General features: G+C 72.4%; 10 protein-coding genes. 6 read left to right on the top strand and 4 right to left on the bottom strand.

From position 1 onward, the window contains the following. Nucleotides 1-22 precede the first annotated feature (22 nt). Entirely contained in the window at nucleotides 23-1,474 is a 1,452-nt protein-coding gene (locus ACPPVS_RS04290; protein ID WP_426594762.1) for a PQQ-binding-like beta-propeller repeat protein, read from the top strand. Here the strand turns inward: ACPPVS_RS04290 and ACPPVS_RS04285 are convergent. Together ACPPVS_RS04285 and ACPPVS_RS04280 are read right to left on the bottom strand one after the other, a co-directional pair. After that, entirely contained in the window at nucleotides 1,464-2,444 is a 981-nt protein-coding gene (locus ACPPVS_RS04285) for an electron transfer flavoprotein subunit alpha/FixB family protein (RefSeq protein ID WP_426594761.1), read from the bottom strand. The two genes, ACPPVS_RS04290 and ACPPVS_RS04285, sit on opposite strands and share 11 nt — an antisense overlap. 23 nt (nucleotides 2,445-2,467) lie before the next feature. Next, nucleotides 2,468-3,262: an electron transfer flavoprotein subunit beta/FixA family protein gene (locus tag ACPPVS_RS04280; protein ID WP_426594759.1), complete on the bottom strand. Its 795-nt coding sequence runs from the start codon at nucleotides 3,260-3,262 to the stop codon at nucleotides 2,468-2,470. A gap of 103 nt (nucleotides 3,263-3,365) precedes the next feature. Here ACPPVS_RS04280 and glgX point away from each other — a divergent pair, with 103 nt between their 5' ends. The 5 genes from glgX to ACPPVS_RS04255 all read left to right on the top strand — a co-directional run bounded on the left by glgX (nucleotide 3,366) and on the right by ACPPVS_RS04255 (nucleotide 12,338). Beyond that, nucleotides 3,366-5,552: a glycogen debranching protein GlgX gene (gene glgX / locus ACPPVS_RS04275; RefSeq protein ID WP_426594758.1), complete on the top strand. Its 2,187-nt coding sequence runs from the start codon at nucleotides 3,366-3,368 to the stop codon at nucleotides 5,550-5,552. Between the two features lie 38 nt (nucleotides 5,553-5,590). Further along, entirely contained in the window at nucleotides 5,591-7,237 is a 1,647-nt protein-coding gene (locus tag ACPPVS_RS04270; RefSeq protein WP_426594757.1) for an FAD-binding dehydrogenase, read from the top strand. 102 nt (nucleotides 7,238-7,339) lie between these two features. Next, nucleotides 7,340-9,349, top strand: a complete 2,010-nt coding sequence (locus tag ACPPVS_RS04265) for an alpha-1,4-glucan--maltose-1-phosphate maltosyltransferase (protein WP_426594755.1) — start codon at nucleotides 7,340-7,342, stop codon at nucleotides 9,347-9,349. Next, nucleotides 9,346-11,097 carry a maltose alpha-D-glucosyltransferase gene (gene treS, locus ACPPVS_RS04260; RefSeq protein ID WP_426594753.1) on the top strand — a complete coding sequence of 584 codons (1,752 nt, stop codon included), beginning with the start codon at nucleotides 9,346-9,348 and terminating at the stop codon, nucleotides 11,095-11,097. Before ACPPVS_RS04265 ends, treS begins: the two co-directional genes overlap by 4 nt. Then, nucleotides 11,094-12,338 carry a maltokinase N-terminal cap-like domain-containing protein gene (locus ACPPVS_RS04255; RefSeq protein WP_426594751.1) on the top strand — a complete coding sequence of 415 codons (1,245 nt, stop codon included), beginning with the start codon at nucleotides 11,094-11,096 and terminating at the stop codon, nucleotides 12,336-12,338. The genes treS and ACPPVS_RS04255 overlap by 4 nt, the downstream gene beginning before the upstream one ends. Here the strand turns inward: ACPPVS_RS04255 and ACPPVS_RS04250 are convergent. Together ACPPVS_RS04250 and ACPPVS_RS04245 are read right to left on the bottom strand one after the other, a co-directional pair. Beyond that, entirely contained in the window at nucleotides 12,248-13,261 is a 1,014-nt protein-coding gene (locus ACPPVS_RS04250; RefSeq protein ID WP_426594749.1) for a glycoside hydrolase family 113, read from the bottom strand. The genes ACPPVS_RS04255 and ACPPVS_RS04250 overlap by 91 nt on opposite strands. After that, nucleotides 13,258-14,670, bottom strand: coding sequence for a glycoside hydrolase family 28 protein (locus ACPPVS_RS04245; protein WP_426594746.1), 1,413 nt, complete (start codon nucleotides 14,668-14,670; stop codon nucleotides 13,258-13,260). Before ACPPVS_RS04245 ends, ACPPVS_RS04250 begins: the two co-directional genes overlap by 4 nt. Between the last annotated feature and the right edge of the window lie 8 nt (nucleotides 14,671-14,678).

Here is a 14,678-nt window from a genome sequence, read left to right as displayed (position 1 = left end):
CCGACGCGCGTACGGTCGGCTCATGGCGGCGATGCGCGAGGTCGAGCTGGACGACCCGGCACCGGCTCCGACGGCGTCCGAGCCGCGGAACCATCGTCGGCGCACCCGCGTGCTGCTCGCGACGGCCGGAGTCGTCGTGCTGGTCGCCCTGGTCGGTGGCCAGCTGGTGGTCAACGCCCATGACCGCGCCGCTGCGGCACACCTCGTCGGAGTCGTGGACGACCTCGCGAGCCCGCCCCGCGTGCTGCGCGAGGAGCCGCCGCAGAGGTCGGTGATGTGGCGGGGCGCGGTCGACGACGACACGGTCGCCGTCCTGCAGATCGCCGACGACGGGTCGCAGCAGCTGTCGGCGACGAGCACCCGCACCGGCGACCGCCGCTGGACGGCGACCCTCGCCGGACCGTCGGCGCCCTTGTCGGTGGACGCCTCGACGGGTGAGATCCACGGCGACAGCACCTGCACGTCGCCGGTCGAGGACCCCGCACCCGCCCACGTCGTCTGCCTCGTCAGCGACGGCTACAGCCGGGTCAGCCCCCAGCTCGGGTCCGCCGCCGCGAGCCAGGCCACGACGGCGCTCCCGACGACCACCGTCGTCGACGTGGTCGACACGGCGGACGGTTCGGTCGCCGCCCACTGGGCGGTCACGGGCTCGGCCGTCCTGGCACCGGAGCGGGACCTCGTCGTCGTCGCCGGCAGTGACTCGGCCCAGCTGTTCGTCGCCGCCTACGCGCTCGCGACGGGCGAGCAGCGCTGGACCGCGCGCGTCCCGCTGGTCGTCCCGGAGCCGGACAGCCTGGTCGGCAGGACGACGAGCCTGGTCCGGTCGGGGACGGACATCGCGGTGGAGACGTTCGGCACGCGGGTGCTGCTCGACCGGCACGGCGGTCTCGTGCGGGGCGACCTGGGCACGGAGTCGACGAACGTGTCGTTCGTGTCCCGCACCGGCCTGCTCCAGCTCCAGAACGGTGCCGACTACCGGGCGACGACGACGGTGGTCACCACCAGCTCGACGTCCGACGTCACCGTCCCCGGTATGCCCGTCCGGGTCGGCGTCGACGACGGGAGCCTGTCCGACGTCGTGTTCACCACCGGCCTGGGACTGCAGGCCTGGGACGTCCGCACGGGAGCACCGCGCTGGCACGCCGACGACATCCACCCGAGCTACGCCGACGCGATCGTGCTCGACGGCACGCTCTACGTCCCCACGTACGCGGGCGTCGTCGCGCTGGACGGCTGGTCGGGTCACCGGCACTGGCAACGCGGGACGACGTCCCCCGACCTGATGACGACCGACGGCGACCGGGTGGTCGTCGGATGGTCGCAGTCGGACACCCTCGCGGCCTACGCACGCTCGACCGGGGAGGAGCGGTGGCAGATCCCGTACCCGCAGGGCATCGTCGCCCTGCAGCAGATCGGTCGCCGGCTCTATGGTCAGCGCACCGACCGGTCGCTGGTGGCGCTGGTCAGCCCTTGAGCCGACGGATCTCGGCGACGGCCTGCGGCAGGACCGTGAACAGGTCGCCGACGATGCCGAAGTCGGCGATCTCGAAGATCGGGGCGTCGGGGTCGGAGTTGATGGCGACGATCGTGCCCGAGGCCTGCATGCCACCGCGGTGGTGCACGGCACCGGACACGCCCACGCCGACGTAGAGCTTCGGGGCGATCGTCACGCCGGTCTGGCCGATCTGCGCGTCGTGCCCGATCCACCCCTCGTCGGTGGCCACGCGCGTCGCGCCGACGGCGCCGCCGATCACGTCGGCCAGCTCCTCGACCAGCGAGAAGTCGCCCTCCGTGCCGCGGCCGCCGGCCACCACGACGCTCGCGCTGCCCAGGTCCGGGCGTCCGCTCTCGGGCCGCACGATCCGCTCGACGAGCGTGACCCGACGCGCCCGGTCGGTCACCTCGACGGCGTGCTCGGTGAGCGCCGGCGCGGAACCGGTGATCGTCGAGACGACCACGCTGTTCGGCTTCACGGTGACGATCGCCAGGGGCGCGGTGATCGCGCACGACGTGGTCCAGGTGCCGGCGAACACGGTCTTGGCGGCGACGAACCGGCCGTCCACCAGCGACAGCGTGTCGGCGTCCGTGATGACGCCCGCGCCGGTGGAGATCGCCAGGCGCGCGGCGGCCTCCTTGTTCTCGAACGACGACTCGAGCAGCAGCAGCCCGGCGCCCGTCGCGTCGAGCAGCGAGGCGAGCGCCTCGGCCAGCACGGCGGAGAGGTGCAGGTCGGCGTCCGCGGACAGCCGGTGCACGTGCGTCGCGCCCAGGGCGGCGACCTCGTCGATCACGGTGGCCGACGGCTCCACGCCGTCCAGCGGCCACGCCGCGTGCACGGCCTGCGGGCCGGCCAGGTCGCGGGCGAGGGTCAGCAGCTCGCGGACGGGCGCGCGCAGGGCACCGGCCTCGGTGTGGTCGAGGAGGACGAGCACGGGTGCGTTCACGGCAGAGGTCCTGTTCTGGAAGGTCAGACGAGCTGGTTGTCGACGAGGTACGCGGCGAGCCGGACGCCGGCGTCGCCGGTGTCGTTGACCAGCACGCGGTTCTCGCGCGGCGGCCGGGCGGCGGCCTCGAGCACCTCGGTGCGGGCACCGGCGGCGCCGACGCGCGAGGCGTCGAGGTCCAGGTCCGCGAGCGTCAGCGTCGTGATGGGGATCTTGCGGGCGGCCATGATGCCCTTGAAGCCCGGGTAGCGCGGGTCGTTGGCCTGGTCGGTGACCGAGACCAGGGCCGGCAGCGAGGCCGACAGCACCTCGGACGAGTGGTCGAGGTTGCGCCGGATGCGGACGGTGCGGGCATCGGCGTCGATCGTGAGCTCGGCGGCCAGCGGCAGCGCAGGCAGGTCGAGCAGCTCGGCGATCGCCGTCGGCAGCAGCGACGTCAGGGCGTCGAGACCGGCCATGCCCGTGATCACGAGGTCGACGGGCTCCTGCGCGTCCAGGTGCGAGATCGCGGCGGCCAGCACGCGTGCGGTGCCGATGGCGTCGGAGCCGCCGATCGCGTCGTCGAGCACGTGCACGGCCTCCTGCGCGCCGAGCTGCAGGCCGCGCCGGACCGCGTCGGCGGCGTCGGCGGGACCCGCGGTCAGCGCCACGACGGAACCGCCCGACGCCTCGACCAGCGCGATGGCCGCCTCGAGGGCGTTCTCGTCGAGCTCGTTGATGGTGCCGTCACCCCCGTCGCGCACCACACGGTGGTCCGGGCCGATGGCCCGCTCCGACTGGATGTCCGGGACATGCTTCACGCACACGACGATCCTCACCCGCGGAAGGTTACCCGCCGCGGCGGTCCCGACCGACGCCCGTGTCGCCTGCCGGAAACACGCCGGTCGCACGACAGCGCGCACGTTCCCCCACAATGTCGGGGTGACCTCGACCTCCCCACGCCGTCGCCCTCCGCGACTCGGCGTGCACGTGACCGACCACGGGGTGGACGTCGCCGTCTACGCCGCGCACGCCACCGCCGTCGACCTGTGCATGTTCGACGGGTCGAAGGAGCGCCGCGTGCGGCTGGCCGGACCGGTGCACGGGGTGTTCAGCGCGAGCGTGGCCGGCGTGCGCGCCGGCCAGAGGTACGGGTTCCGGGCGCACGGCCCGTGGGAGCCTGCGGCGGGCCACCGGTACAACTCCGCCAAGCTGCTGGTCGACCCGTACGCCCGCGGCCTGGTGGGCGAGCTCGGGTACGGGCGGGAGACGTACGGGCACGTCGTGGGCGAAGACCTCGCGGGCGACCCGTACGGTCCCGCCAGCACGATCGACTCCGCGCGCTTCGTCCCGCACGCGGTGGTCGTCGACACCCGGGATCTGACCAGCCCGGACCCCACGACCAACCGACCCTGGGTGCCGTGGTCGACCTCCGTGGTCTACGAGGCCCACGTCCGCGGGCTGACCCTGCTCAACGACCGGCTGCCGCCGGAGCTGCGTGGCACGTACGCCGGCCTCGCGCACCCGTCCGTCGTCGACCATCTGCTGGGGCTCGGCGTCACCGCGATCGAGCTGCTGCCCATCCACGCGTTCGCCTCCGAACCGCACCTGATCGACAAGGGGCTGACCAACTACTGGGGCTACAGCTCGCTCGGCTTCTTCGCTCCGCACGCCGCGTTCGCCACGGCCGCGGCGCAGGAGGCTGGCCCGGCGGCGGTGCTCGACGAGCTGCGCACGGCGATCCACACGCTGCACGCGGCGGGCCTCGAGGTGCTGCTCGACGTGGTCTACAACCACACGTGCGAGGGCGGCCTGCCGGGTCAGCACCTCTCGTGGCGCGGCCTGGACAACGCCGCCTACTACCTGCACAACGGCGGTGCCCCGGCGTCCCTGGACGACATGACGGGCACCGGCAACACGCTGGACTTCCGCCGCCCCGAGGTGGTGCGGATGATGCTCGACTCGCTGCGCTACTGGGCGGACGTCGTGGGCGTGGACGGCTTCCGGTTCGACCTGGCCGTCACCCTCGGCCGCGACAGCAGCGGGTACGCCCCCGACCATCCGGCCCTGGTCGCCATGGCCACCGAGCCGAGCCTGCACGGGCTCAAGCTCATCGCCGAGCCCTGGGACGTGGGGCCCGGCGGCTGGCGGACCGGGCAGTTCCCCGAGCCGTTCGGGGAGTGGAACGACCGGTTCCGCAACGCGGTGCGCTCGTTCTGGCTGGCCGACCCGGCCCGCGCGGCGCACGGCCTGCCCGGCCACCGCGTGCGCGACCTGGCCACGCGCCTGTCCGGGTCGGTCGACCTGTTCGGGCACAGCGACCCGCCGCTGACCCGCGGCCCGGTCGCGTCGGTCAACTACGTCACCGCGCACGACGGCTTCACCATGGCCGACCTGGTCGCCTACGACCACAAGCACAACGCCGCCAACGGCGAGCACAACCGCGACGGCTCCGACGACAACCGCTCGTGGAACCACGGCATCGAGGGCCCGGTCGACCGGGAGTCGCCTGCCGCGGACATCGTGCCGCTGCGACGTCGCTCGATCCGCAACCTGTTCGCCACCCTGGTGCTCGCTGCCGGTGTGCCGATGATCACCGCGGGCGACGAGATGGGTCGGTCGCAGAAGGGCAACAACAACGCCTACTGCCAGGACTCGGAGGTCTCCTGGATGCGCTGGGACCTGGCCCCGTGGCGCAAGGACATGCTCGCCACCGCCCGCTGGCTCCTGGCCCTGCGCCGCGACCACCCGGCGCTGCGGACCGAGGAGTTCTACTCGGGCCGGCCGGACCGGCCGGGCAAGCGACCGGACCTGGCCTGGTACGACGCGCTCGGCATCCCGTTCGACCACGATCGCTGGCACGACCCGTCGATCCGGACGCTGCAGATGGTGCGCAGCGCACCGGCACCCGAGCACGACACCGTGCTCCTGGTCATCAACGGCTCGCTCGACGCGATGCACCTCGTGCTGGCCGACGACCACGGCGGAACGTGGCGCCTGGCGTGGGACTCGGTCTGGGAGCACCCCAACGAGGAGTCCGCGGTGGCGATCGAGGGCGGCCTGCACGCCGAGCCCGGCGAGGCCTCCGTGATCGAGCCCATGAGCATGCGGGTGTACACGCTCGTCTGACTTTCTGGACAAGCGTCCAGACGCGTACGGTGGCGCCCATGACCAACACCGTCGTTGTCGTCGGCGCGGGCCTCGCCGGGCTCGTGGCCACCGCCGAGCTGCTCGCGGCCGGGCGGCACGTGACGCTGCTCGACGCCGAGAACGCCGCGAGCCTCGGCGGTCAGGCGTTCTGGTCGTTCGGCGGCCTGTTCCTGGTGGACTCCCCCGAGCAGCGCCGTCTGGGCGTCAAGGACTCCGCCGACCTTGCGCTGGCCGACTGGCTCGGGTCCGCCCAGTTCGGCGACGACGACCGGTGGGGCCGGGCATGGGCCGAGGGGTTCGTGTCGTTCGCCGCCGGCGAGATGCGGTCCTGGCTCGCCGGCCAGGGCGTGAAGTGGTTCCCGCTGGTGCAGTGGGCCGAGCGGGGCGGCTACGAGGCCGGCGGGCACGGCAACTCGGTCCCGCGGTTCCACGTCACGTGGGGCACGGGCCCGGGGATCCTCGAACCTTTCGTCCGCGCCCTGCTCGACGCCCGGCGCGCGGGTCGGGTCGACGTGCGGTTCCGGCACCGCGTGACGGGGCTGGTCACCACGGACGGCGTCGTCACCGGCGTGCGCGGCGACGTGCTGGCCTCGGACGGCGTCGACCGCGCGGTGCCGAGCAGCCGGACGGTGGTCCGCCCCTTCGCGCTGGACGCCGCGTCGGTCGTGATCGCGACCGGCGGCATCGGCGCCAACCACGAGCTGGTGCGCGCCACCTGGCCGGGCAGCGCGGGGAGGCTGCCCGAGCGGATGCTGTCCGGAGTGCCCGACCACGTGGACGGCTCCGGCATCGAGGCTGCGCGGTCGTCCGGCGCCGCGGTCGTGCACGAGGACCGCATGTGGCACTACCCCGAGGGCATCACCAACCACTCGCCGGTGTGGAGCAAGCACGGCATCCGCATCCTCGCCGGGCCGAGCAGCCTGTGGCTCGACGCGGACGGCAACCGGCTGCCCGCTCCCCTGTTCCCGGGCTTCGACTCCCTCGGCGCGCTCCAGCACATCACCGAGCGCGGCGACGACCACTCGTGGTTCGTGCTCGACAGGACGATCCTCGGCGCGGAGTTCGCCCTGTCCGGCTCCGAGCAGAACCCGGACCTGACCGGCAAGGACCTGCGCCTGCTGCTCGAGCGCGTGAAGCCGGGGGCGGTCGGACCGGTCGAGGCGTTCGCCGAGAAGTCCGACGAGTTCCTCTGGGCCGACACGCCCGCCGAGCTGGCCGCCAAGATGAACGCCCTGTCGGGCACGTCCCGCATCGACGCCGAGGCGCTGAGCGCGACCATCGAGGCCCGCGACCAGCAGGTCGCCACCGGGCTGGGCAAGGACCCTCAGGTCGTCGCGACGGCCATGGCCCGCCGGTTCGTCGTCGACCGGCTCATCCGCGTGGCCAAGCCGCACCGCCTGCTCGACCCGGCGCACGGGCCCCTGCTCGCGGTCCGGCTGTCGGTGCTCACCCGCAAGACCCTGGGCGGCCTCCACACCGACCTCGAAGGCCGCGTGCTGCGGCCCGACGGCCAGGTGCTGCCGGGGCTGTGGGCGGTGGGCGAGGCCTCGGGGTTCGGCGGCGGCGGGGTGCACGGTCACCGCGCGCTGGAGGGCACCTTCCTGGGCGGCTGCCTGTTCACGGGCCGCACCACGGGACGCGCGCTGGGCGCCGACCTGCGCTGAGCCCGACGACCCGCCGGCCCCGCCCGAGCGCATGCCGCGGCACGTATCCCACATGCCGCCTCCAGATGCCCGCCACCTGCACCTACGGCTAGGTTCGGGAGGGTGACGACATCTCTCGGCCCGGTCAGCCCCACCATCGGCCGCATCCCCGTCGTGGACGTCTCTCCCGTCGCCGAAGCCGGGCGGTTCCCGGCCAAGGCCGTCGTCGGCGAGGCGGTTCCCGTGAGAGCGACCGTGTTCCGGGAGGGGCACGACGCCGTCGGTGCGACGGTCGTGCTCACCGACCCGTCCGGCGTCGACCGCGCGAGCGCTCGGATGGTCGACATCGCACCGGGTCTCGACCGGCTCGAGGGCCGCGTCGTCCCGACGAGCACCGGCACCTGGACGTTCCGCGTGGAGGGCTGGTCCGACCCCTACGGCACCTGGGCCCACGACGCGTCGATCAAGGTCGAGGCGGGCATCGACGTCGAGCTCATGCTCACCGAGGGGGCGCTGCTGCTGGAGAAGGCCGCCCGACGCAAGGGGAGCAAGGGGATCGCCGGGGTCCTCGCCGAGGCCGTCGCGGGCCTGCGGGACCACGAGCACAACCCGGGTTCCCGGCTGGCCGCCGGCCTGTCCCCGGCGGTGCGGGCCGCGCTCGACGCGCACCCGATCCGCGACGCCGTCACCGCGAGCCCCTCCTACCCCCTGGTCGTCGACCGGCCGCTCGCGCTGGCCGGCTCCTGGTACGAGTTCTTCCCGCGCTCGGCCGGCGCCACGTACGACTACGAGACCGGCACCTGGACGTCGGGCACGCTGCGCACGGCCGCGCTCGACCTGCCGCGGATCGCGGGGATGGGGTTCGACGTTGTCTACCTGACGCCGGTGCACCCCATCGGCACCACGTACCGCAAGGGCCGGAACAACGCGTTGAACGCCGAACAGGGCGACCCGGGCTCGCCGTACGCGATCGGCTCCAAGGACGGCGGCCACGACGCGATCGAGCCGTCGCTGGGGACGTTCGACGACTTCGACGCGTTCGTCGCGGACGCCCGCGCGCTCGGCATGGAGGTCGCCCTCGACGTCGCGCTGCAGTGCTCGCCGGACCACCCCTGGGTCGCCACGCACCCCGAGTGGTTCACCACGCGCGCCGACGGCACGATCGCCTACGCCGAGAACCCGCCCAAGAAGTACCAGGACATCTACCCGCTGAACTTCGACAACGACCCCGAGGGCATCTACCGCGAGATCCGTCGGGTCCTGCAGGTCTGGATCGACCACGGCGTGACGCTGTTCCGCGTCGACAACCCGCACACCAAGCCGCTCGACTTCTGGGAGCGGATCCTCGCCTCCGTCCGGGCCGACCACCCCGACGTCATCTTCCTGTCCGAGGCGTTCACCCGGCCCGCCATGATGCAGACGCTGGCCAAGATCGGCTTCCACCAGTCGTACACGTACTTCACGTGGCGCAACACGAAGGCCGAGCTGACGGAGTACCTGGCCGAGGTCTCCGGCGAGCAGGGTTCCTGGATGCGGCCGAGCTTCTGGCCCACCACGCACGACATCCTGCCGCCGTACCTGCAGGCCACGGGCGTGCGGGGCTTCGCCGTGCGCGCGGTCCTGGCGGCGCTCGGGGCCCCGACGTGGGGCATCTACTCGGGCTACGAGCTGGTCGAGGACGTACCGCGGCCGGGCGTCGAGGAGCAGATCGACAACGAGAAGTACGAGTTCAAGCCCCGCGTCTGGGGCATCGCCGACGGCATCGGCATCAACGTGCTGCTCGGCCGCCTGAACGAGATCCGGCGCCACCACCCGGCGCTGCGGCAGCTGCGCAACCTGCACCTGCATCCGACGTCCGACGACGCGCTCGTCGCGTTCTCCCGGCACCTGTCCGCGGAGCACTCACCGACCGGTCGCGACGACACGATCCTCGTCATCGTCAACCTGGACACGTACAACGCCCGCGAGGGCTGGGTCGAGCTGGACCTCGACGCTCTGGGCCTCGAGCACGGCAGGCCGGTCGTCGCGCACGACGTGCTGTCCGACGACGCTTACGAGTGGTCGTCGCCCGCCTTCGTCCGGCTCGACCCGGCCGTTCGAGCCGCCCACGTCATCCGCCTGGTGTCGCCTTGACCGGCGTCGGCCGGCACGCCCACGAGCCTGCGCCCACCACGGCGCAGCTCTCCCTGCCGGGCCGACGCCAGCCGCCGGTCCCCTCGACCGATCCGCAGGGGCTCGCACCCGATCCGCAGTGGTACCGCACCGCGGTGTTCTACGAGGTCATGCTCCGCACGTTCGCCGACTCCTCCGGTCAGGGCAGCGGCGACCTGCGGGGTCTGATCGACCGCCTGGACTACCTGCAGTGGCTCGGCATCGACTGCCTCTGGCTGCCCCCGTTCTACCCGAGCCCGCTGCGCGACGGCGGCTACGACGTGGCCGACTACACCGCGATCGCGGGCCAGTACGGTTCGATGGCGGACTTCACCGAGCTGATCGAGCAGGTCCACTCCCGCGGCATGCGGATCGTCGTGGACCTCGTCATGAACCACACGAGCGACCAGCACCCGTGGTTCCAGGCGTCCCGCTCCGACCCCGAAGGCCCGTACGGCGACTTCTACGTCTGGTCCGACGACAACACCCGCTACCAGGACGCGCGGATCATCTTCGTCGACACCGAGACCTCCAACTGGACCTTCGACCCGGTGCGTCGGCAGTACTTCTGGCACCGGTTCTTCAGCCACCAGCCCGACCTGAACTTCGAGAACCCGCGCGTCGTCGAGGCGATGATGGACGTCGGCCGGTTCTGGCTGGGCCTCGGCGTGGACGGGTTCCGGCTCGACGCCGTCCCGTACCTGTTCGAGGCGGAGGGCACCAACTGCGAGAACCTCCCGGAGACGCACGCGTTCCTGCGCACGGTCCGCAAGATGATCGACGACGAGTTCCCGGGCCGGATCATGCTGGCCGAGGCCAACCAGTGGCCCGAGGACGTGGTGCACTACTTCGGCACGCAGGACGAGCCCGAGTGCCACATGTGCTTCCACTTCCCCGTGATGCCGCGCATCTACTACGGGATCCGCGACCAGCGGGCCACGCAGATCATCGACATCCTGGCCGACACGCCGCCGATCCCGAAGAACGGTGCGCAGTGGAGCACCTTCCTGCGCAACCACGACGAGCTGACCCTCGAGATGGTGTCCACCGAGGAGCGCGCCTCGATGTACGGGTGGTACGCGCCGGACTCCCGGATGCGCGCCAACGTGGGGATCCGCCGGCGCCTGGCACCCCTGCTCGACAACTCGCGCAAGGAGATCGAGCTCGCGCACGCGCTGCTGCTTTCGCTGCCCGGCAGCCCGTGCCTGTACTACGGCGACGAGATCGGCATGGGCGACAACATCTGGCTGCCCGACCGCGACTCGGTCCGCACGCCGATGCAGTGGACGCCGGACCGCAACGCGGGCTTCTCCACGGCCGACCCGGGCAAGCTGTACCTCCCGCTGGTGCAGTCGCTCGTGCACCACTACGGCCACACCAACGTCGAGGCGCAGCTCGCCCAGCCCACCTCGTTGCTGCACTGGGTGCGCGGCATGCTCAGCGTCCGGCGCCAGCACCCGGCCCTGGGCGCCGGCGACTTCGAGGTCCTGACCAGCGACAACGACTCGGTGCTCGCCTTCCTGCGCCAGACGCCGTCGGAGATCGTGCTCGTCGTCGCCAACATGGCCGCGACCGCGCGCTCGGCCACGGTCCGCCTGCCCGATCATGCGGGCTGGGCGATGCACGACGTGTTCGGAGGGGCCGACTTCCCGGGCGTCAGCGCGGACGGCGGCAGCACCTTCACGCTCGGCTCCCGGGACTTCTACTGGCTGGAGCTGACCACCCCGTGACGGTGACCGCCCGCACGGATCCCGACGACGCACGCCTCCTCGAGGTCGTGCGCGACTGGATGCCGAGCAAGCGGTGGTACCCGGCCAAGGGCGTCACGGCGGACCTGTCGGTGGTGGGCGGGATCGATCTTGCCGACGACGTGCGCATCCTGCTGGTCCGCGTGCACGCGGGGTCGATCGACGTGGTGCTGCAGGTCCCGCTGGTCTTCGGTACCGGCTCCGAGGTGATCGGCACGTTCGACGGTCGTCCGGTGTGCGACGGTGCCGCCCACCCCTCCTTCCTGCGTGCGTGGCTCGCCGCGGCGGACGGCCCGGGGATCGTTGCGGACGTCGCCACGGCCCGGATGATCAGCGGCGAGCAGTCCAACACGTCCGTCATCCTGGGGACCGGGATCCTCAAGGTCCTGCGGGCGGTCGCTCCGGGCGAGAACCCGGACGTCGACGTGCCGCGGCACCTGGTCTCCGTCGGCTGGCCCAACGTCCCGGCGCCGTTGGCGTGGCTGCAGGCCACCTGGCCCGGCGCCGACCAGCCGGGCTACCTCGGGGTGCTGGCCACCTTCGTCGACGCCGCCGAGGACGGGTTCGAGCTGGCCTGCTCCTACGCCGGCCGTGGGGAGTCGTTCGCCGGCCCCGCGACCGACCTGGGCGCCGTGACCCTCGGCATGCACGAGGCGCTCGTGTCGTCGTACGGCGTGGCTCCCTCGGCCGTCGACGAGGTGGCGCGGGCCGTCGAGGGCCGGTTCTCCTGGGCCCTGTCCGCGGTGCCGTCCCTCGCGCGGTTCGCCGACGGGGTCGCGGCCGTCGTCGCCGAGGTCCGCGCCCTCCCGTCGGCCCCGCCCCGCCAGCGCGTGCACGGCGACCTGCACCTCGGTCAGGTCCTGCGCTCGCACGGGACGTGGTTCATCACCGACTTCGAGGGCGAACCCCTGGCGCCGCTGGACCAGCGCACGCGGCCCGATCTCGCCGTGCGCGACGTCGCCGGCCTGCTCCGCTCGATCGACTACGCCGCTGCCGTCGGTGGCCTGACCGGTGACGACGCCGCCGCCTGGACGAGCGACGCGCGCGACGGGCTCCTCGCCGGCTACGGGCTGGACCACCACGCCACGCTGGTCCGGGCGCTCGAGCTGGACAAGACCCTGTACGAGGCCGTCTACGAGTCGCGCAACCGCCCGGCCTGGCTGCCGATCGCGGTCGCCGGGCTGGAACGGCTGACGTCCGACCAGCCGCGGGCCGAGAGGTAGTGCCGACGAACCACGTCGGCGCCGGACTTCCCGTACATGCAGTAGTCGTCGTTCGTCGACGCCTCGGAGCGGTCGTACAGGTCCGCCGGCCAGTCCCAGAGCATGAACCCGCCCACCCAGGGGCGTTCGGCGCACGCCGTCAGCATCTCGTCGAGGTAGTCGGCCTGCGCCCGCTCGCTCGGCGCACCGACGAGCGACCAGTCGTTCGGTCTCGCGGGTGAGCCCTCACGGCTCGGGCAGCCGGCCTCGATGAAGCAGAACGGCTTGCCCTCGCGACGCACCACGGCCTCGATGCGGTCGAGGTGCTCGGGCCAGGTGCCGGTCGGGTAGTAGCCGCTCGCCGAGATCACGTCGACCGCGTCCCACCAGGTCAGACGGTCCTCCTGGTACTTGTCGCAGTTGTACGTGACCAGCCCGTCGTACACCTCGCGCACCTGGGCGACCAGCGCGCGCCAGTGCGCCTCCTGACCGTCGGCCCGCACCATCTCGCACCCGATGCAGAACATCTCGACGCCGAGCTCGGCCGCCAGCCGGGCGTGGTGCAGCACGAACTCGCCGTACGCCGCGAACCACTGCGCCCACGACGGCTCGCCCGGCACGTCGACGTCGAAGAAGCCGATGTACGCACGCCACGTGCCGTCGGCGACGTTGACGACGGGCTTGAGGCAGACCTTCAGCCCGCGCTCGCGGGCGGCCGCCACCGCGCCGCGGATCTCGTCGTCGGTGACGGTGGGCCCGTCGGCGAACGGGACGACCGTCGACTGGGCCGTCGCCTGCACGGCGGCGTACGCGAGCGTCACCCAGTTCACACCGAGCTCGGTCATCGCGTCCATCGAGGCGGACGCCTGCGCGGTGAGCCACGTGCCCCGCACGCCGGTCCAGCCCCAGGTCATGCCGCAGATCGGCGCGTCCAGGCCGCTCATCGGTCGGCCGGGATCATGAGCGGCACGGGCACGGCGACGGGGTGGCGCACCTCACCGGGCTCGCGCCGTCTGATGGCGACGGCGTCGAGCCCGGGTCGGGCGGCCGCGCCCCGCAGACCCTCGATCACCAGTCCGTCGACGTCGATCGCCTCGACCGCGTGCGCGAAGTGCTCGTCGGAACCGGCCCACACGACCTCGCAACCGCGCAGGGTCACATCGGTCGCAGTGTCGATGTGGATGCCCGAGGTCGGGTGCGCGTAGACCTCGGGGCCGTTCGAGCTGGGGCGGCGGTCGTACTCGCCTGCGGGCCAGCTCGACCAGCGGTCCAGCTCGATGCGCACGCCGTCGAGCACGACGCCCTCGATGAGCCCAGGGGCGTCCGAGCCGATGTAGGCGCCGTTCTCCGAGCGCGCCAGGATGTTGCGGAACCGCACGTTCTTCAGGCGGCCGACCACGTCGTGCCAGGCACCCACGTTGACGTAGATCGGCTCGCCGTGCCCCCACCACCCGCGGTCGAAGTGCCGGGTCTCGACGATGCAGTCGGAGAACAGGATGTTCTCGAAGCTGCCCTCCTGGCCGAGGTTGACGGCGAGCCCGCGGTGCGAGGAGCGGATCACGCAGCCCGTGACGATGACGTCGCGGATGTCGGCGACGGCGTCGACACCGACCACCACCGCGCTGGACGTGGACTGCAGCGTGCAGTTGGTGATCACGACGTCCGACGTGATCCCGTAGGCCGGGAACTCCTCGCTGGTCTTGAGGGAGATGGCGTCGTCGCCGGACGAGATCTCGCAGTCGCTGATCCGCACGCGGCGGCAGCGGTCCAGGTCGATCCCGTCGGCGTTCGGGTACTTCAGGTCGGTGTCGATGGTGACGCCGTGGACGAGCACGTCCTCGCAGCCCGAGAGTCGCACGCACCACAGCGCCGCGTCCTCGATCCGCACGTCTCGGATGACGAGGCGCTCGACACCGATGAGGAAGATCGTGAACGGGCGCTGGTTCGGGCAGCGGTAGATCGAGCCGAGGTCCTCCCGGATGAAGTGCCGACCCGCGCCGTTGATGGTGCCGGCACCGGTGATCGCGATGTTCGTCGCGTCCCGGGCCGTGATGAGCATGAGCGCGGAGTCGTTCTCCTGGTCCACGACGCCCGCGGACAGGGCACCGACCTCGAGCCGGGCGGTGTAGTCGGCGGGGTCGCCGCTGCCCGCCAGCGTCGCGCCGCGCTCGACGTGCAGCTCGACGTTCGACCTGAGCTCGATCGACCCGGTGAGGAACGTCGCGCCCGCCGGGACGAGCACCGTGCCGCCGCCCGCGGCGTGACAGGCGTCAATCGCGGACTGGATCGCGGCCGCGTCGTTGGTGCGGCCGTCGCCGACCGCACCGTGCGCGCGGATGTCGAAGATGGGCATGGAGAAGT

Origin of the sequence: Cellulomonas sp. McL0617 (assembly GCF_049994875.1) — a bacterium.
Taxonomy (GTDB): Bacteria; Actinomycetota; Actinomycetes; order Actinomycetales; family Cellulomonadaceae; genus Cellulomonas.
The sequence above is the reverse complement of the archived record's forward strand: the minus strand, read 5'-3'. Positions and strand labels throughout refer to the sequence as shown.